The sequence below is a fragment of the Salinibacillus xinjiangensis genome (genome assembly GCF_009649735.1).
Lineage (GTDB): Bacteria > Bacillota > Bacilli > Bacillales > Alkalibacillaceae > Salinibacillus > Salinibacillus xinjiangensis.
On record NZ_WJNH01000007.1, the window covers coordinates 23,441 to 42,802 of the forward strand.

At 37.5% G+C, this 19,362-nt stretch carries 21 protein-coding genes; 13 read left to right on the plus strand and 8 right to left on the minus strand.

Features of this window, described 5'->3' with window-relative positions; genetic code table 11:
• Positions 1-55 precede the first annotated feature (55 nt).
• The 6 genes from GH754_RS11300 (at position 56) to GH754_RS11325 (ending at position 6,875) form a co-directional block, all read left to right on the plus strand.
• On the plus strand, positions 56-328 hold the full coding sequence (locus GH754_RS11300) for a hypothetical protein (RefSeq protein ID WP_153728816.1): 273 nt from the start codon (positions 56-58) through the stop codon (positions 326-328).
• Positions 329-688: 360 nt separating this feature from the next.
• Positions 689-1,915: a metallophosphoesterase family protein gene (locus GH754_RS11305; protein ID WP_194841337.1), complete on the plus strand. Its 1,227-nt coding sequence runs from the start codon at positions 689-691 to the stop codon at positions 1,913-1,915.
• A gap of 6 nt (positions 1,916-1,921) precedes the next feature.
• The gene (locus GH754_RS11310) at positions 1,922-4,894 is read left to right on the plus strand and encodes an ATP-binding protein (RefSeq protein WP_194841338.1); all 2,973 of its coding nucleotides are present in this window, start codon (positions 1,922-1,924) and stop codon (positions 4,892-4,894) included.
• Positions 4,895-4,952: 58 nt separating this feature from the next.
• A complete protein-coding gene (locus GH754_RS11315; RefSeq protein ID WP_153729077.1) occupies positions 4,953-5,534 on the plus strand; it encodes a GbsR/MarR family transcriptional regulator in 582 nt (193 codons plus the stop codon).
• 73 nt (positions 5,535-5,607) lie between these two features.
• A complete protein-coding gene (gene yhaM / locus GH754_RS11320) occupies positions 5,608-6,552 on the plus strand; it encodes a 3'-5' exoribonuclease YhaM (RefSeq protein ID WP_153728819.1) in 945 nt (314 codons plus the stop codon).
• Positions 6,553-6,659: 107 nt separating this feature from the next.
• Positions 6,660-6,875, plus strand: a complete 216-nt coding sequence (locus GH754_RS11325) for a sporulation YhaL family protein (protein WP_153728820.1) — start codon at positions 6,660-6,662, stop codon at positions 6,873-6,875.
• 55 nt (positions 6,876-6,930) lie between these two features.
• On the opposite strand, the gene GH754_RS11330 is transcribed toward GH754_RS11325, so the two are convergent.
• Entirely contained in the window at positions 6,931-7,800 is an 870-nt protein-coding gene (locus GH754_RS11330) for a peptidylprolyl isomerase (RefSeq protein ID WP_153728821.1), read from the minus strand.
• A 196-nt stretch (positions 7,801-7,996) separates the two neighbouring features.
• Here GH754_RS11330 and GH754_RS11335 point away from each other — a divergent pair, with 196 nt between their 5' ends.
• Positions 7,997-8,083, plus strand: a complete 87-nt coding sequence (locus GH754_RS11335; RefSeq protein ID WP_153729078.1) for a YjcZ family sporulation protein — start codon at positions 7,997-7,999, stop codon at positions 8,081-8,083.
• A gap of 110 nt (positions 8,084-8,193) precedes the next feature.
• Here the strand turns inward: GH754_RS11335 and GH754_RS11340 are convergent, their stop codons facing one another.
• The 5 genes from GH754_RS11340 to GH754_RS11360 all read right to left on the minus strand — a co-directional run bounded on the left by GH754_RS11340 (position 8,194) and on the right by GH754_RS11360 (position 11,291).
• On the minus strand, positions 8,194-8,376 hold the full coding sequence (locus GH754_RS11340) for a hypothetical protein (RefSeq protein WP_323741985.1): 183 nt from the start codon (positions 8,374-8,376) through the stop codon (positions 8,194-8,196).
• Positions 8,377-8,470: 94 nt separating this feature from the next.
• Positions 8,471-9,022, minus strand: a complete 552-nt coding sequence (locus GH754_RS11345; RefSeq protein ID WP_153728822.1) for a DUF3267 domain-containing protein — start codon at positions 9,020-9,022, stop codon at positions 8,471-8,473.
• A 300-nt stretch (positions 9,023-9,322) separates the two neighbouring features.
• Positions 9,323-9,883, minus strand: coding sequence for an HTH-type transcriptional regulator Hpr (locus tag GH754_RS11350; protein WP_153728823.1), 561 nt, complete (start codon positions 9,881-9,883; stop codon positions 9,323-9,325).
• 147 nt (positions 9,884-10,030) lie between these two features.
• Positions 10,031-10,720 carry an anti-sigma factor family protein gene (locus GH754_RS11355; RefSeq protein WP_194841339.1) on the minus strand — a complete coding sequence of 230 codons (690 nt, stop codon included), beginning with the start codon at positions 10,718-10,720 and terminating at the stop codon, positions 10,031-10,033.
• Complete coding sequence (locus GH754_RS11360) at positions 10,710-11,291, minus strand: RNA polymerase sigma factor (protein ID WP_153728825.1); 582 nt, start codon at positions 11,289-11,291, stop codon at positions 10,710-10,712. The genes GH754_RS11355 and GH754_RS11360 overlap by 11 nt, the downstream gene beginning before the upstream one ends.
• A gap of 150 nt (positions 11,292-11,441) precedes the next feature.
• Here GH754_RS11360 and GH754_RS11365 point away from each other — a divergent pair, with 150 nt between their 5' ends.
• From GH754_RS11365 to GH754_RS11375, 3 genes are read left to right on the plus strand one after another with little or no spacing between them, the layout of a single operon-like run.
• On the plus strand, positions 11,442-12,602 hold the full coding sequence (locus GH754_RS11365) for a COG1470 family protein (protein WP_153728826.1): 1,161 nt from the start codon (positions 11,442-11,444) through the stop codon (positions 12,600-12,602).
• A 2-nt stretch (positions 12,603-12,604) separates the two neighbouring features.
• Positions 12,605-13,552, plus strand: coding sequence for an ABC transporter ATP-binding protein (locus GH754_RS11370; RefSeq protein WP_153728827.1), 948 nt, complete (start codon positions 12,605-12,607; stop codon positions 13,550-13,552).
• Positions 13,536-14,543 (plus strand): ABC transporter permease, encoded by a 1,008-nt coding sequence (locus GH754_RS11375; protein ID WP_323742006.1) that lies wholly within the window; start codon positions 13,536-13,538, stop codon positions 14,541-14,543. The genes GH754_RS11370 and GH754_RS11375 overlap by 17 nt, the downstream gene beginning before the upstream one ends.
• 65 nt (positions 14,544-14,608) lie before the next feature.
• Here the strand turns inward: GH754_RS11375 and GH754_RS11380 are convergent, their stop codons facing one another.
• Positions 14,609-15,121, minus strand: a complete 513-nt coding sequence (locus tag GH754_RS11380) for a GbsR/MarR family transcriptional regulator (protein ID WP_153728829.1) — start codon at positions 15,119-15,121, stop codon at positions 14,609-14,611.
• 482 nt (positions 15,122-15,603) lie between these two features.
• On the opposite strand from GH754_RS11380, the gene GH754_RS11385 reads away from it, so the two are divergent.
• The 3 genes from GH754_RS11385 to GH754_RS11395 all read left to right on the plus strand — a co-directional run bounded on the left by GH754_RS11385 (position 15,604) and on the right by GH754_RS11395 (position 18,687).
• Complete coding sequence (locus tag GH754_RS11385) at positions 15,604-16,818, plus strand: quaternary amine ABC transporter ATP-binding protein (RefSeq protein WP_153728830.1); 1,215 nt, start codon at positions 15,604-15,606, stop codon at positions 16,816-16,818.
• Positions 16,811-17,647, plus strand: coding sequence for an ABC transporter permease (locus tag GH754_RS11390; RefSeq protein WP_153728831.1), 837 nt, complete (start codon positions 16,811-16,813; stop codon positions 17,645-17,647). Before GH754_RS11385 ends, GH754_RS11390 begins: the two co-directional genes overlap by 8 nt.
• 83 nt (positions 17,648-17,730) lie before the next feature.
• Positions 17,731-18,687 carry a glycine betaine ABC transporter substrate-binding protein gene (locus tag GH754_RS11395; RefSeq protein WP_153728832.1) on the plus strand — a complete coding sequence of 319 codons (957 nt, stop codon included), beginning with the start codon at positions 17,731-17,733 and terminating at the stop codon, positions 18,685-18,687.
• Positions 18,688-18,787: 100 nt separating this feature from the next.
• Here the strand turns inward: GH754_RS11395 and GH754_RS11400 are convergent, their stop codons facing one another.
• Positions 18,788-19,159 (minus strand): YtxH domain-containing protein, encoded by a 372-nt coding sequence (locus tag GH754_RS11400; RefSeq protein WP_153728833.1) that lies wholly within the window; start codon positions 19,157-19,159, stop codon positions 18,788-18,790.
• Positions 19,160-19,362 lie beyond the last annotated feature (203 nt).

Consider the following 19,362-nt stretch of genomic DNA (forward strand, 5'->3'; position numbering starts at 1 on the left):
GTTTTTTTGCTAAAATAGGGATGATTGCTTTTTAGGAATACTAGGAGGAATACTGATGACTTCTTTCGTAAATATCGGAGTTAAACTATCCATTTTCTTTCATTTTCTGTGGTTAACTCTTTTCTTTGCTTACATCTTTGGTTTTATTGGCTTAGAAAGTGCCTTTTTACAGCCAGTTGTCTGGCTTTCAAGTCCAATTTACGGCCTGATCATTTCGATTTTAGCTATTAGAAAAAAGGTGGCCCAAGTACCAGCCATATTATCGATTATATTCTCTATATCCACGTTTTTCCTTTGGTTTTTAGTATTAGGAATTAGTAGTTTTTAAATGAGGAAGCTTGATTTTAGGATCAAGCTTTTTTTAGTGATCAGGTAATACTGTTATGGGAATGGTGTTTAGCATTTTCAGTGTCCACTTTTAGGTTTTAAAAGCCAAACTTCAGCGAACCCCACACAATCCTTAGCTTTCATACCTAAAACTTTAGCATTATTCACTATCTTTAGCATAAGCTATCGAATCTTTAGCAAAAACAAGATAATCTTCAGCCCGCAGCCCGCCTCACGCGCTTGCACGCAGCCCGCCCCTCACACACATCACCCCAAAAACCCACACGAACGTGCATTCGCTTTAATAATTTGGTAAAATATTGATAACTAGAACTAGATTATGAGGAAGGAGCTTAACAAGATGCGGAAAGCTCTACGATTTCTACATACAGCAGACCTACATTTGGACAGCCCCTTTAAAGGCATGACAGATGTCCCTGAACAACTGTTTCAGCAAATGGTAACAAGTACATTTCAGTCCTTTGATAGAGTGATCGAAGCAGCTATTGAGTATCAGGTTGATTTTGTTTTGATGGTTGGAGATTTATTTGATGAAGAGGCTAGAAGTCTAAAGGCGCAGATCAAACTAAGAAGAGGACTAGAAAAGCTTCACGAGAATCAGATTGAGGTTTTTATTAGTTTTGGAAATCATGATCATCTTGGGGGAGAATTTTTAAAGCTAGATTATCCTGAAAATGTCCATATTTTCGACCGTGAAGAGGTCACATCAATTCCTTTTTTCAAGCAGGGAGAGCACCTAGCAAATCTATACGGCTTTAGCTATGAGCAAAGGGCAGTGACAGCACCCAAAATTACAGAGTATAATCCAACGAAAGAATCCATCTATCATTTAGGTATGCTACATGGTAGTTTATCGACTAATCAGGGGCATGATGTATATGCCCCCTTTTCCATCACAGACCTAAGCGAGTCAGAAATGGATTATTGGGCACTTGGTCATATTCATAAAAGGGAGCAGCTACTACAATCTCCACCCACGATTTATCCTGGTAACATCCAAGGACGCCATATAAAGGAATCGGGAGAAAAAGGCTGCTATATTGTCGATTTAATTGATGAACAATGCCACCTCAACTTTGTTCCCACACAGCAAATCCAGTTTACAGAAGCAGTAGTTGATGCAACCGACTGCTCTACAATAGATGAGGTTGAACAGATTATTCAACAGGAAAAGGATTTGATCCGGACAGAGATAGGAAAAGCTGTTATTCGAATTCAGCTGAAACTTGATTTAGCAAAAATGGAACAGTTCACCGAAGAGCAGGTAGGTGAGCTTGTAGATATGATTAATGAAGAGGAAGAATCAGAGAAAATCTGGGTTTGGACTGAAAAGTTACGTCTTGAAAAAATAGCCCAGTGGGACCGAGAAGAGCTTAGGGAAGGTAGACATTTTATCGGCGAATTTCTAAGGGTCATCGACGATTCAACCGAGTGGGAAGAATCTTTAAATGAAATAACAAAACATCGAGAGATTCGAAAGCTATTAGAACCTTTTACAGAGGAAGAGCTAGCTGAAATGAAGGATGATGCTGAACAAATGGTACTAGAATCGTTAATGAAAGAGTGATGGATGATGTTTATTGAAAAAGTACAGATTTATGGATTCGGGAAATGGAATAATGAGTCTTTCACTTTAAGCCCTAGCTTAACCGTGATGAAGGGCCCGAATGAGTCAGGCAAAACGTCGCTAAAACAATTTATTTTATATGTATTATTTGATTTACCGTCTTCCTCTAGAAAGTATTTTGCTCCGAAAGAAGGAAGTCGTTTTGGCGGGCGTCTTTATTTAAAGCTAGAAAACAATGAATCTGTTATTATTGAACGGGTTATGGATAAACGGAAGAACAAAGTACAATGTTTGCTAGAGGATGGTCGTACAGAGGGAGAGGAATACCTTAAGAAGCTATTAAAAGGTATGGACCGAAACACATATGAACAGATATTTTCCTTTAATGATCAAGATTTACAAAAGCTACAAACCATTGGTGAAGAGGACCTAGGAAAAGTGCTTTTTGGAGTTGGATTATCGGGCTCAGATAATATTGCTAATCTGGAAAATGACCTTACAAAGAAAATGGATGAACTATTTAAAAAAAGAGGAAAAAAGCCCATTATTAATCAGCAAATTAAACAAATAAAAGAATTAAAAAATAAAATAGCAACGATAGAACAGCAAGAGGATCAATACAATGAATTAAGTGATAGGATCGACAGTCTTTCCGAACAAATCGCTGCAGATCAAGCGGAAATTCAACGGAAGGAAGGTAACCTACTCCTAATTGACCAATATTTTCAGGCGAAAGAAGCCATTCAGCAATACCATCTCATTGAGGATCAATTACAGGCTTTTCAAGAAATAGACACGTTTCCTGATATGGGGTTAGAACGTCAGCGTCAGATCAAGGATATGATGCTACCCATTAAAAGTGAAATTCATGCACTAGAAAAGAGAAAAGAGAAGCTTGAGGAAGAGCTAAGGCAGTTAAAGGAAGGACGGTTAAGTGAGGATGCTTATCAATCGCTGCAAAAGGTGGATGAGCTAAAGAGCGAATATCAATTTATCAGAAGAAATATATCGGAAAAAGAGCAGGAGCTAAAACATTTAGACATTGCCTTTCAGCAAGAGCTATCCCAGCTCGGATGGGAGAAGCAAAATGTTAACCTGCTGTCATATCAGTTTCCGGTTTTTCTAGAGGATAGATGGAAAACAATTGCTAGAGATCAGGAGCTTTTACATGAAGAAGAGGAACGTTTAATCGTAGAGGAACGACAATTAACCACCTCACGAACGACAATCCAAACTAGATTAACAGAGTATGAACAACAATTATTACCCACTGAAGCGTATATCTCCTTAAAAAACAAAGTGGACGAGCACCGAGAAGCGAAATGGAAACAGCAATTTTTACAGGAGCAGCAGTCTCTTTACGATGCCAATCAACAAAGGCTAAAAAAGGTAGGAAACCAGTTAAGGAAGCTGGGAAAGCTTTCGCTAGTCTTAGGCTTCATCGGAATCACAGGTCTTTCTTTCTTTGCCTATTTAACGGAAAATATGTATGGCTATTTACTTGGAAGCGGAGTATTTCTGATTGGGCTATTGATTTGGATGATGGTTGGAAAAAATGTAATCGGAATGGAAAAGCAAGCTAAGCAAGAAGAAAACAGAAACATCAGTGCAAACATATCCGAAAATGAACTGCAGCAGCTCGTAAAAAATATAAATCAACATGAACAGGCTCTAAGTGACTTAAAAGAGGAGCAAAAAAATCGTGATGATATTGAAAAAGCTTTACAGAACTGTCAGCAAAATCAACAAGATTTAGCTAGGAAGCAAAATCAGCTCACGGAGCGTATAGAAGCGGAGCTGCAACAGTTTCCGTTTTTAGCTAGCTTTGATGTAACCCATTGGCCCTCCTTATATCATAAAGTTATAAAACTGCAACAGTATGAAAAGGATTTGCTTAATGTTGAAGACACCATTCGTAATTGGGAGCAAACCAAAGGAACAATAGAGTCACAAGCCCAGCACATAGCTGAACAGTGTTTAAAAACGTTGCCAATAAATGACGAGATATGGGAGGAATTGGACAATAAGAAGGAGAATGAAAATAATAAAAGGGAAGAATCTGTACGTATACAACAAGAGCTTGATCAGGTGAAACAAGACCAGAGCGAATTATACCACCGATTAGCCCCATATCAACAAGAGCAACAGGATCTGTTTTCTTTAGCACAAGTACAAACGGAGGAAGAGTTTGTCACCAAAGGGAAGAGGTTTGAGGAAAAACAGCAATTATTGAAGCAGCAGGAAGAGATGCTGAGACAGATTCAGCTAATTTTTAAGTCTAATGCAGTCCACATTTTGAAGGAGCAGATACTCTGGGCTGAGCTTGAACAGAAAAAAGGCCTGCTTTCAACTGAAATGAAGGACTTATCAGAGAGAGTAGAGCAGCAAAGACAAGAGTTATCGGATTTAAGGGCTGAAATCAAGCAATTAGAGGAAAATGAACAACTGTCGAACCTACGTCACCAGTTAGCTTTTCTCAAAAATGAATTGAAAGAACAGATTCGAAAATGGGCTACATATAAGACTGCTCATTCGTTCATCAAAAAAACGAAACAGGTCTATCAAAACGAATACTTACCTGACATTGTCGAGCGAACAACCTACTTCTTTCAAAGACTAACAGCTGGACGTTATACACAAATCATCCCCCCAATGGAGGATGAGGGCTTTGTAGCTGAATCCGCCCATCAGGTTCGTTATCAGGCTTCTGAGTTATCGACAGGGACAGTCGCCCAGCTATATGTGTCATTAAGACTTGCATTAAGTGAAATCATGAATGATACGTTTGGTGTTCCCTTCCTCATCGATGATGCGTTCGTCCATTATGATGCTGTCAGAAAGCAGGAAATGTTGGCCATTTTGGAAGAGGTAAGCGAGAAGCAGCAAGTCATGTACTTTACTTGGAATGAAACAGACCAGTTAACCAAGGCAGGCAAACAGGAAATCATACTTGACCAAAAAGCCACATCTGTTTTTTGAACTCGCGTAGACTCTCGAATCGTGGTAAAATATGAAAAGCAAATCAAGCTTAGGTAGAATGCTTGGAGGGTTTTCAGTGGAAAATGATGAAGTAAATAATCAGTGGACAAAACATGAAGAGACCATCGATAAATTTATACAAGTAATTGCTAAAAATATGAATTTATATGGAATTACACCTTCAGTAGGTCGTTTGTATGGAACGCTATATTTCTCAGATGACTCGATGACACTTGATGATATGCGTGATGCACTAAAAATGAGTAAAACAAGCATGTCAACAGGAGTTCGAGCTTTATCTGACATGAAAATGGTAGAGCCCTCCTTTAAAAAGGGGATGCGAAAGGATTTATATAAATCTGAAGAGGATTGGTATAAGTCATTTACTTCTCTATTTGGGAACCGTTGGCGCCATCATACTGAAACGAACATCGAGGAAGCGGACGAAACCATTCATGAGTTATTAAAATTAAAGGATAACACAGAGGATGACGAATTAAAGGAAAAAATCATCTCAGATATTGAGAAGCTTGAGTACGCAAAGGATTATTATAGATGGTTGATGAAATTTATACGAGTCGTAGAATCCGGTGAAGTTTTTAAATATATACCAAAGGAAACAAAGACAAAGGATGATTAGGGATTCGGAGATACCTGTTATCTCCGTTTTTTACTATCTGAATAAAGATGTTCAATTAAGGGAGGGGCTCTATATGTTAAAAGAAATCGGTTTTGTTGAAGTGGGACAGCCGTTTGAAGGGTTTCTATTAATCAAATCGGCAAGTAAGGGAGTTGCTAGTAATGGCAAGCCATTCTTGACGCTCATTTTACAGGATAGTTCTGGGGACATTGAAGCCAAGTTATGGGAGGCAACTGCTGAGGATGAACAAACCTTCACACAAGAAACCATCATCAAGGTTACGGGAGAAATTACTCAATTCCGCGGCAAGCCACAATTAAAAATTCAAAAACTAAGGCCCACACAGCCAACTGATGGAGTAAAGCTGGAGGACTTTCTAGAGAAAGCACCAGTGGAGATTAACGAGCTTGAAGAAAGATTAACCCAGGTTATATTCGAAATGGAAAATCCAAATATACAGCGAATCGTTCGCTATTTTATTAAGAAATATGAAAAAGAGTTGTTTCTATTTCCTGCTGCGGTAAAAAACCATCATGAGTATGTTTCAGGCCTTGCTCACCATGTATGTACAATGCTAAACATTGCAAAGGATTTAAAGCGTCAGTATGATGACATAAATCTTGACCTTTTGTATGCAGGGATTATTTTACACGATTTAGGGAAACTGAAGGAGCTGTCAGGACCTGTAACGCCAAGCTATACCTTAGAAGGCAAGCTGTTAGGTCACATTTCCATTATGGCAGAGGAATTGGCTCAGGCTGCACAGGAACTGAATATTGATGGAGAAGAGGTACTGTTATTAAAGCATATGATTTTATCCCATCATGGAAAAGGGGAGTGGGGAAGTCCAAAAGCCCCAATCCTGCGTGAGGCTGAGCTTCTTCACCTGATTGACTTTATTGATGCAAGAATGAACATGATGAATCGTTCTCTTGAAAAAACGAAACCTGGTGAATTTACAGATCGCATTTTTGCAATGGATAATCGTAGTTTTTATAAGCCTACATTTGAAAAGTAACTCATCATCTTAGCTGCCATCATTCTTTGTCCCTAGGTCTACTTGAGGTTCTATTTTACCTTTTGTCCGCATAGGTTTGTACAAAAGCCTTTTAAGGGGGACGAACTATGTTTGCCACGATTCCGTGGTGGGTAGCAGTGATGATTGGTTTTATCATTTTTAGTGGATATATGGCCTTTCGTGCAATGCGAGCGGAGATGAAGTTAGAGCGCGAGTATATTGAAAAAGAAGGCCAAGTGTATATGGAGCGGATTGAAGAGGCCAGACGTCGTAAAGAGGATGGACAATCCGAAGAGAAAAATGAAGTACAATCTGTGGGATAATCATATTCATGAAAAAAGCCTTGCTAAACCAGATGGTTTAGCAAGGCTTTTTTTATTACGCTTCTGTTGTTTTAAATAGGTCTTTGAACTGATCAAGCTTAACGTCAATGTTAGCATCTTCCATTAGCTTGTTAACTTTTTCTTGTGCTTTTTGTTGATCCGTTTGTTCAAGAGCTAGATTTCTTTTTACATCATCTTTAATGTCTTCAAGAGGCTCGATTTCTTCCTCTACATCACGCTTGTCTGTTACTTTTATAACGTGCCAGCCGTGAGTTGTTTTAACAGGCTCACTTACTTCTCCAACCTCAAGACTAAATGCTGTATCTTTGAAAGGAGCTACATAATTGTCACCGATGCCAATAAATCCGTAAGAACCGCCTTTTTGTGCAGAACCTGGGTCTTTTGAGTGTTCTTTTGCAAGCTCGGCAAAATCGGCCCCTTCAGCAAGTTGATTTATTAAGTCTTTTGCCTTTTTTTCCTCGTCAACTAAAATGTGGCTAACCTCAACTTCATATTGCATACGGTCGTATCGTTTTTGAATAGCTTCATCTGAAATTTCAATACCATCTAAAATGGCTTGTTCATATAAAAGGTTGAATTTTAATTGATTACGAAAGTCTTCTTCATTCTTAAAGTTGTTTTGCTGTAAGAAAGCTTGAAACTGTTCGCCAGCTTGATCTTTATATTTTTTCACTTGCTTGTCCACTTCATCTTTAGAGACATCGTACTTGTCTTCAAGCACTTTGATCATAACCATTTCGTTTAATACATTTTCACCAAAACGGTTTTTTAATTCCTCATAAAATTCCTCTTGGGTAATGTTTCCTGCTTCTGATTCAACAACAACCTCTTCGTTTCCTTGTGAACAGGCAGCAAGGGATAATAATCCGATAGCAAAAATGACTGAAATGATGGATTTCTTCATGTTAACACTCCTACTCTTTTCTACAAAATATTTATTTATCTTTGAACAATATAACATATTTTCAGTATAATCCATAGCTTAATTATACCCTTTAACCGTAATAAGGTTAGAAAATTTTTTTATAATTGTGGGATTCGCCTACTCAGTCACCTAACCAGTTACATAAGATATTGTAAACAATAAAGGAGGTGCTAGAATGAGCTACGGCGGATACCATGGTGGCTTCGCGTTAATTGTTGTGTTGTTCATTCTGTTAATTATTGTTGGAGCAGCTTGGTGCTAAGGGATTTTTATAAAGAACTTAATGATCAATGAAATACTGCTGATACTAAAAAAAAGGGAGCGTAACTCAACGCTTCCTTTTTGCCTTCAATATTATAATTTACAGTTTCTTTACCCTAAATACAATACCTCTATATAGGATGAAATGAGTAAAATCGTAATCGAGATATTAATGGTGCGAAAAACTCGATGAGATTTCTCATTGTTCATTTCAGATTTTACACAAAAGGAATGTGTTAAGGAATTAAACACATATAAGATAAAAATGGCAAATGGCACATAAAATAATGTCACCTCTAAACCCCCCCTTATGTACCTATAAAATACTTTATCAAAAAATATGCCTATTGAACAGATAAAATGATTAGAAAGTGGAAAAGCACCCAAATTAATGGGTGCTATTTTTAATTAAAATGTCGTATCCGTCCTTAGCTTCTTCGATCAAACATTTTTTCGGTGCATTTACAATTTGCTTTATATATACAAAATCTTTAAAGGACAAACCAATATTAATCGCTGTATAAAGTAGAATATAAGGATAATAGCTTGGTAGAACAATTGCTGCTACAATTCCTGGGATAGTGAGAAATAAGGTTGGACCAAGCCACATAAACATTGTTGTTTTTTTGGATAGGAAAGACCTAAGCTTGCATGTTAGTGTTGGTATAAATCCCATTGTCAGGTGTAAGTGTACCTTAATCCTTCTATAGCACAAAATAAGAGGAATGACATGGGTCAATTTATGAACTAAAGGTAAAGTTAGTAAAGTAATAATCAAGGGCAAAAGGCCATGATCTTTAATGAGTACATTGTGATGATATATAGAATAGGGTAAAAATAATAGAATAAAAGCGAGTAAAGCCATAAAAGATGACATGATATAAATTCGCCCTTGACCAATTTCTCTAGAAATGTTGACAGTCTTCCAACAGTTATTCATCTCTAGGTCCCTCCCTTACAAGAAGTTATGCATTAACGTTTCTGATTTCCCTCAAGGAATCATACTTGGTTTTCGATGGAAAATCAATAGTTTTTTACACTTTTTTATTGCTATTCCGTTCCCAAATTCTTGTAATGGTTTTTCCTTATTATTAGATGAATAAAAAGAGCTTCCTAGACTAGAAATGAAAGAAAAAATAGGGATGTTAAAAAATCGAACATGGTAGGGACTTTTTTTCTATATTTGGTCCCACCTAGGTCGATTTAGATTAATGTTTTATATCCATAATTATGTTAGTTTTTAGACTTGATCTTGTTCTAGGACTTTAGCTGAATTTTCATGGTTTTCTTTTTCGACATTTTGGAGAGATCGATTGAATATTTCCATATAATCATCCCCATAGACCTCACGTATCACAGCAATCATATCCTGAAATTCTGGAAATTGTCCATATAGCTTTTTTAAGCTAAGGGAACCGTTTACTACTCTGTTGTTTTTAACCTCATAGGATTGCATGATTTCATATAAAAGATCAATTCCCTTATCTGTTAATTCAACGTACGTATTTCGCTTGTCATTTTCCTTTTTCGAAAAGGTAAGCAAGCCACGTTCCTCAAGGTTTTTGGAAAAGTTAAAAGCTGTCGAAACGTGCATGACACCGAACTTAGATATTTCAGAAATACTAGAACCCTTAAGGTGATAGGCGATTAACAAAATATGATGCTCGTTAATATTTAATCCATAAGGCTTAACCCAGTCCTGCCAATCCTTTTCTATCGCCTTCCATAACGCTTTACTTAGCTGAGCCATTTTATGACTATATAGGATTGCTTCTGGCATGGAATACTCTACGCTACTCATATAAATCAACTCCTCTATTAAACATCCCTTTTTTTCTATTATGCCAGTAAAAGTAAGATTAATAAAGAATATCTTGCAAAATATTCTAACACATTTGCATAGGAAAAAAGTACCAGCCTTTTTAGCCGGTACTTTTTGCTTTATTTATTAAGGTGAACTGGTGTTTATCGTTTTAAATTCATAGCTTTTAACTGGTTTTTGGTTGAGTTGATTAATTAATATGAGTCGGTAAAATTCCTTTAACTTTTGGTCTTTTATATAAACATGTTTGTTTCCGTTGTTTAAATAAATAGGGGTTTTATTTATTGTTGAATCTCTAGTTTGAATATTGGCTTCATAATAATTTTGTAGATCTTCATCATCAAGATAGAGAATCATTTCTTTTTGTACAGGATTATACCAAGCATAGCCTCTATTATCCCCGTTTGATGTTTGAATGAGGTCATACATTTCCGTTTCTGTATCGATGATAAACTGTTCATCGTTTACCTCTTGTTCACTGGCCTGCTCTTTGGGGCTAAATACATTGCCTCCAGTGAATAGACCTGTAATGAAAAAGATAGCACAGGCGGCTGCAACGAGTAAGCCTTTATACCAAGTACGGAAAGACTTCCTTTTATGCTGTTGAACACTAGTGGATAGCTTGTTCCAAACGGCCTTTTTTTCTTCGCTTGGCACCTCTACTTCATCATTTAAGGTTTGGACCCAAAAGGTATAAAGCTCCTGACACTCAGGACACCATTCAAGGTGTTCTTTTACTTTGTTCACTTCTTGTTCGGAAAGCTCTTGGTTAATATAGTCTAAAATCCATTCTTCAGGTATGTGATTACGCATCATGTTGATCACCTCTTTGTATATCCTGCTGTGCCACAATCTGCTTTCGTAGGTTTTTAAGCCCATAGCGGATTAATGATTTGACGGTCCCTAATGGTCGCCCTAATTGCTTTGCCGTCTCCTTATGAGATAACGATTCGATATAGTTTAAATAAATGGCTTGCCGTTGCGCATCTGGAAGTTTTTCTAGTGCTGCAAGAAGTCGCTTTTTTTCTACGTTTGACAAAGCCAAATCCTCTACACTTCTATCCGTAGTTTTCTGTTGGTAGAGTAATTGATCCTTTAAGATGACTCTCTTTTGTTTTCGAATGTAATCAATCGCTCTACTTTTTGCCCGAACTGCTAGCCAAGACTTTACACTGCCTCTACTGGGATGATAGGTATGGGCCTTCCGAAAAACTTCTAAAAATAAGTCGTGGCACAAGTCAGAGCTATCCTCTTTGTCCTTTAAAATTGAAAATACAATTTTATAAATTAAGGGAAAGTGTCGTTCATATAGCAATTGAAAATCGTCAACAGAGCCTTTTTCTACTGCTTTTAATAAATCGGCATCTGTCTTTTCATTATCTGGCATCTCTGTTCACTCCCTATCCTGACATATAACCCTCTTATACAAATAAATAAAATGTATTGATGATTTTGTCAACTATTAATTTTTTTCTAAAAAGTTAAATCCAATCTTTTAGGTGGTGCGTACTAAAAAGAAAAAAGGGAGGAAGTTAACATGAAACAAAAATTTCTTTTACTTATGACTAGTTTTCTTTTACTATTTGCTAGCCTATTTCCAACCTCGGTACAGGCTGCAGAAGGGATCACATTGTATACGCCATTAACAGGTTTATCGCTAACGCCTGGTGAAAAAGCTACCTATGATGTAGAGGTCATTAATAATTCTAGTGAAGTCAAAAGTTTAGATTTAGGTGTTGAGGATTTACCAAAAGAATGGAATTACACCATTACGGCGGATGGTTATGCTGTGGATCATTTAGCAGTGAAGCCAAATGGTACGAAAACATTTCAATTAGATGTAGAAGTACCTTTAAAGATTGAGAAAGGAGAATATGATTTTAACGTTACAACTACATCAAGGACAGGTGCGACCACAAGACTACCCATGACAATTAATATTGCAGAAGAAGGTGTATTTAAAACAGAATTAAAATCTGAACAAACCAATATGGAAGGGGATTCCAAATCTACCTTCAGTTATGATACAGAGCTTGTGAATCGTACAGCAAAGGAGCAACACTATGCACTTACAGCTGATGCTCCAAATGGTTGGAAAGTCAAATTTAAAGCGGATGGTAAGGATGTAACAAGTGTAACGGTTGATTCAAACCAAACGAAAACCATTAGTGTGGATATCACGCCATCACCGCAAGCTGAAAAAGGAACATATGAAATTCCGATAAAAGCTCAAGCAGGAGAAGCAAGTGCTGATTTAAAGCTTGAGGCAGTCATTACAGGAACATACAGCATGGAGCTCACTACTCCGGATGGACGGTTAAGTTCGGACATTAAAGCAGGGGACTCCAAAGTATTAACCCTACAAGTAAAAAACACAGGAACTAGTAAACTGACAGATGTTAAGTTATCTAGTAAGAACACTCCATCTGAATGGGAGGTAGAATTTGAACCTAGCTCCATAGATGGGATCCCAGCTGGACAATCAAGAACCGTGAAAGCAACGGTACACGCTAGTGACAATGCGATTGCTGGTGATTATGCGGTTGAAATGAGTGCCGATGCTCCTGAAACAACTTCAAATGCTCAATTTCGTATGAGCGTAAAAACTTCAATGGTATGGGGTTTTGTTGGAGTTGCCATTATTATTGCTGTCATTGTAGGGATGTTCTTCCTCGTTAGAAAATATGGGAGGAGATAAACATGACGGAAACCATTATAGAGTTAACGAACGTATCAAAGCAATATAAGGAAACAACTGCAGTAAAGCAATTGGACCTGGCGATTAATCGTGGGGAAATTTTTGGCTTACTTGGTCCTAATGGTGCAGGGAAATCGACGACCATTTATATGATGCTCGGTTTGACGGAGCCAACAAAAGGGGAAGTCCATGTATGTGGTGTACAGGCGACCAATTATCCCATTGAAGTGAAAAGGAAGGTCGGCTTTTTGCCAGATGATGTAGGATTTTATGAGGATCTAACAGGGCTAGAAAATTTAAAATTAACAGCTAAGCTCAATGGTCTATCCTCCGTTGAAGCAGAAGAACGGGCTAATGAACTGCTTTCCCAGGTGAGGTTGGAGGAGGCAAAGGATAAAAAGGTTGGAAAATATTCAAGAGGGATGAGGCAACGATTAGGGCTCGCAGACATCCTAATGAAGGACCCTGAAGTAGTGATAATGGATGAACCAACACTAGGAATTGACCCCAAGGGAATTAATGAGCTTTTACATCTCATTAAAAGCCTGAGTGTGGAAAATGGACTAACTGTTCTCCTATCATCCCATCAGCTTCATCAAGTACAACAAATTTGTGACCGTGTGGGGATTTTTGTTAAAGGAGAATTACTAGCTCAAGGCGATATTGAAAAATTGCAAACAGAGCTATTAAAGGATCATACCTATGTATATCGAGTGAAGGTTAATAATGCTGATTCTCAGCTAATAGAGAAATTGAGCATGGAAGCAAACATCGAACAAATTGAAGAAGAGGATGGATTCTACTTAGTTCGACTAAAAAATGAAGACCAAGGTGAACTCGCACAATTTATGAATGCAAATCAATATCAGCTCCTATCCTTAGAACGAGTTTCCTATGGATTGGATGATATTTATCAACGTTATTTCCAAGGGGGTGAATCAATTGAATAAGGAGAAGTGGATCAAGAAAATTCAGGATTTTGCACACAGCCCTCTGTGGGTATTGACCCAAAAGGAAATTACAGATCATATTAAAAGCTTTCGTTTTAATATTTTAATGGGCATAATATTGCTCACCTGTGTAGGTTCCTTATATACAGCCTTATCCACCATTAGAGATGTGGCTTCTAACATTGAAAGCAATCAACAGCTATTTTTGTATTTAAAGGTCTTTACGATAACAGATGAAGGAGGTACATTGCCTTCCTTTGTCACCTTCGTTAGTTTTCTTGGTCCCCTACTTGGTATTAGTTTGGGGTTTGATGCGGTTAATAGTGAACGAAATAAGAATACCCTATTACGTGTGATGTCACAGCCGATTCCCCGTGATTATATTATATTGGCAAAATTTCTAGGTGCCATTTCAGTTATAGCAAGCTTTATCTTTTCTCTCGGATTTTTAGTCATCGGAATTGGAATCGTATCAATGGGCATTCCGCCAACGTTTGAAGAATTCATACGGATAATGACGTATTTAGTTATGATCATTGTCTATATCGGGTTTTGGCTTGCTTTATCGATTCTCTTTTCGATTCGATTCAAGCAGGCAGCAACCTCTGCTTTAGCTGGGATATCTATATGGTTATTTTTTAGCATTTTCTATGGAATTTTGGTTAATTTAATTGTCAATACATCTGTACCTGACCAGTTATTTCAACAAGCTGCTAGTGTCCAGCAACAGAGTCAGGAATTGCTCACCACACTCATGCGTTTTTCGCCGAACTATTTATTTACTGAAATTACGACTATTCTTTTGACGCCGAGTTTTCGTACGTTAGGGCCGATATCTATGGAACAGGTAGCCGGAACAATTCCAGCACCTTTGGAATTAGCCCAAAGTTTAACCATTATTTGGCCACAAGTAATCGGTATTTTGTCCGCTGCGGTCATTTGCTTTGCTATTTCATACTTCATTTTTTTATTTCAAGAAATTCGTTCCTAATTATTATAGAAAGAACCCGGAATGTACGGAGGCATTTACATTCCGGGTTCTTTCATATATATCAATTATTTCTTAACTTGTTTTTTAGGGTCCATGTCTTGGAAGGTTGCTTCTATTAAATGAAGGAATTCTATCATATCCCCAATTCGACTTCGTAGTGATTGGCGGTTTTTCTGGTCTGAGTAGTGTCCCTGTTCTTGAAGTACATTTTCAATTTCCTTGAGAGATTGTTTTTGTCGATCTGCGGCATCTAACCATTTATCTATATAAGCACTCATAAACTTCCGATATAAATGTTCACTGGCTTGGTATAAGTCTTTTCTGACACCCTTTTTCCAAACACGTTCCACAAGGTTCGATTCCAACAGGCTTCTTATTCCAGTACTCATTGACGTTTTACTTTTGCCCATGGCTTGACTCATTTCATCAAGTGTCATCGGTTCCTTGTTTATATATAAGGTAACGAACAGTTTTGCATCAGATGGAGATAGGTCGAACATTTCAAGCGTCTGGGAAAACTCAGAAATCAATTGATTATGTACGTTTTCTAGTAATTCTTTTTCGTTTGTCTTATGCATATTAAAAAAGGGCCTCCTTAAGAACTTATGCTCAAATAGCACATTACTCTAAATATCACATTACTAAAGATAGGAAAATTATAAAAATAAGAAAGCAGGGAGTTATTGTTAGCAAATTAAAGTAATTTGGAGTAAAAAGTATGATAAGTTCGTACAGTTTTAACTGTACGAAAAATTTATTCTAAAATAAGAGTTTTTAATGTTTGTAATTTAGGTAGTAAAAAAGATATAGTTATATAGGTGCTTGATGAAAAGAAGGAATACATAGTTTTGTGCATGTGCGAATTTTGTAGAATATTGAAATCATACCTACTTATTAAGGTTGATGTTTATTATGAGTTTCTTTGCAAATATTAAAGAATATAAGAGATTTGACTTATCGTGCAGAAAACGCAAGACTATTATCCTATCTGTAATAAAGTGTGAATCAAGTGGTAAATGGAGAAACACGGAGTACTCCAAATCATAAGTGAGGTGACAAAATGAGTTCAATTAAGGTAGACCGATTAACGAAAATTTTCGGTAAACGTCCGAAACAAGCCGTGAAATACCTAGATGAAAATAAAACTAAGGACGAAATCCTGGAACTAACGGGTATGACGGTAGGTGTAAATCAGGCTTCATTCGAGGTTGAAAGCGGTGAGGTATTTGTCATTATGGGTCTGTCTGGAAGTGGTAAATCCACACTAGTCCGCTTGTTAAACCGCCTGATTGAACCAACATCAGGTGACATCTGGCTTGGTGATCAAAACATTTCAGAAATGAATAAGGAAGAATTGCGTAATTTACGCAGAAAAAAGATGAGCATGGTTTTTCAAAACTTTGCCCTTCTCCCACACAAAACCATTCAAAAAAACACTGAGTTTGGTCTAGAAATCCAAGGTGTCGATAAAGAGGCACGTGCCCAAAAGGCAAAGGAGGCCCTGGAGCTAGTAGGACTTGGAAATTATTTGGATAAGTATCCAAATGAACTTTCAGGTGGTATGCAGCAACGTGTTGGTTTGGCCAGAGCGTTAGCTAATGATCCTGAAATCTTATTAATGGATGAGGCCTTCAGTGCATTGGACCCATTAATTCGAAAAGATATGCAGGACGAATTAATGGATTTACAACAAACAATGAATAAAACCATTATTTTCATTACACATGACCTTGATGAGGCATTACGTATTGGAGATAGAATTGCATTGATGAAAGACGGAAGCATTGTTCAGGTGGGTACTGCTGAGGAAATCCTTATGGACCCAGCCAACGATTATGTTGAACGCTTCGTTGAAGATGTTGATCTATCGAAAGTAATTACTGCTGGTCATGTCATGAAGCGGGCAGAAACTGTAAGGGTTGATCGAGGTCCAAATGTAGCCCTAAAGTTAATGAAGGAAAATGGTGTATCCACAATTTATGTTGTGGATAATAAGAAAAAATTACTTGGCTATGTAACAGCGGATCAAGCGGCATCAGCAGCACAGGAAAAGAAAGGGCTTGAAGATGTCCTAACAACAGACATTCCAACCGTTCATCCTGAGACTGTATTGGCTGATGTATTCACACCGATGTTTGATGACAAGGCTCCGCTGTCAGTCGTTGATGATGCAGGTCGATTAGTAGGAATTATTGTACGTGGATCTGTTATTGGAGCACTAGCTGGGGATAATAATGTATTAAATGGAAATGGGGGTGAAGAACACAATGGATGATACACAAATTTTACCAAAACTCCCATTATCGGATTGGATTGAATCATTTGTAGACTTTTTGAAGGCTTACTTATCAGGATTCTTTGATGCTGTTACAGCTGTTTTAGAATTTATTGCAGAGGGATTTGTTTCCCTAATGGCAATGGCACCACCTTATGTACTAATTATCCTGATAGCATTACTGGCATGGTGGGCAGTAAACTGGAAACTCGGTATTTTCGCAGTGATAGGTCTTGGACTTATCAATAACCTGGGCTACTGGCCTGAGTTAGTTGATACCATTTCATTAGTTCTTATATCTGTATTTATTTCCATGCTTGTTGGTATTCCAATTGGTATATGGATGTCACAAAAGAATTCTGTGCAGTCTGTTATTACACCAATTCTTGACTTTATGCAGACAATGCCAGCATTCGTATATTTAATCCCAGCAGTTGTATTCTTCAGCCTTGGTGTTGTGCCAGGTGTCGTAGCAACAATTATTTTCTCTATGCCACCAACTGTTAGGCTTACAAACCTTGGTATTCGTCAGGTTGATAAAGAACTTATTGAAGCTTCCAATGCATATGGTTCTACGACCGGACAAAGACTGATGAAAGTACAAATTCCACTTGCTAGGCCAACCATTATGGCAGGTATCAACCAAACAATTATGCTTTCTTTATCAATGGTTGTTATCGCGTCAATGGTAGGGGCTCCAGGTCTTGGAACAATCGTTTACAGAGCTGTAACACAGGTTCAAGTTGGACTTGGATTTGAAGGTGGTCTTTCTCTTGTTATTCTTGCGATGTTACTTGATCGCATTTCACAAGGTGCAAACAAAAAATAGCATGTTCCCGGGTTTTCTACATCTCTTAGTAGATGTGGAAGCCCGAACATATAAATTATTTAACATAAGGAGGAATTTTAATTATGCTTAAGAAATTTAAATTTCTTGGTTTAGCCGCAGCACTAGTATTTGCACTATTATTGGCTGCTTGTGGTGGCGGTGAAGATACTGAACAAGAATCCGGTGATACTCAAAACGATGGTGGTAATGAAGATGCTGCCAGTGGAGTAGAACTTGGTGAAGACGAACTAAATATTCCATATGTTGCATGGGCAGGTGCTCTTGCTCGTACACCATTAGTTCAACAAGTTCTTGAAGAAGTAGGCTACACTGTAGAAACTACACAGGTTGAAGCAGGTGCTATGTGGTCAAGTGTTGCTAATGATGATGCATCATTTATGACTGCTTCATGGCTACCAGCAACACACCAATCTTATTGGGAACAGTATCAAGATGACGTAGAGGTTGTAGGTGAATTCGTTGCACAAGCACCTCTTGCATTAACAGTTCCATCATACATGGATGTAAACTCCATTGAAGACTTAAAGGGTAATGAGGAACTAGGTGAAGCAGTTGAATGGGAAATCGTTGGTATTGACCCAGGTGCAGGAATTATGCAAAATACACAAACAGCACTTGAAGAATATGGCTTAGAAAACTGGTCACTTACTCCTAGTTCTGAAGCTGCAATGCTTTCTGAGCTAAAAACAAAAATAGAAAATGAAGAACCAATTCTTGTTCCACTATGGAAGCCTCACTGGGCATTTGCTGAAATGGATCTTAAAATGCTAGAAGATCCTAAAGAAGTATACGGTGGTGCAGGTGACCGTATTGAAGCTGTAGCACATAAGAGCTTCAAGGAAGATTCACCAGCAGCATATGAAGTAATTCAACGTATTACAGAAGATTATAACGAAGAAATGGAAAATGAGTTACTTGTAGCTATCAATAATGGTGCAGAACCAGCTGATGCAGCAAGCAAATACCTTGAAGACAATCCAGATCTACTTAAAAAGTGGACAGAAGGTATTGGTGAGTAATTCATAAAAATCATTTAATAGAGCTGTCTCATAGGATGAGGCAGCTCTTTTAGTTATCAACAAAAAAGATGTATGTTCACAATGGAACATACATCTTTTTTTATGCTTTACTTTTCTGTGTATTCATCTTATCCTCTAAGTCTTTCAAGCTTTCTTCGACTTGCTTTAAGTGTTCCTGTATGTTGGCCTGGTGGGGCTCAATTGTCTCCTTCCAGCTATCAATTGATTCCTTTACATCTTGAGATAGCTCTTTAAGTAAAACGGCTCCTTCTTTAGTCGTTTTAGTAAGTTGATTTTTTAAATCTAGGCTTTCATTTTTTAATTCTAGAATGGTTTGTTTAAGCTTCAGGCTTTGCTCTCTTGTTTTGCGGCGAATATCTTCACCTGAGGCCGGAGTGGTTAGTAATGTTGCGGATGCTCCAATTACACTACCAAAAAGAAAGCCAAGGAATAATGATTTTCCGTTTGCCATTATGTAACCCCCTTCAATATTTAAAGCGTCATAAGTATCCGTTTCAATGAAATAAAAAAGGTTAATAACTTCCGTCAGATTGATTCATTATTTATCATTTGACGATTTATTATTATTATAACGTGTTTTGTGGAGAATGTTTAGGGAATTAGCTAGAAAAACTTAACTTGTCACATATTTATTCTAGGGTAAAACAAAAATCT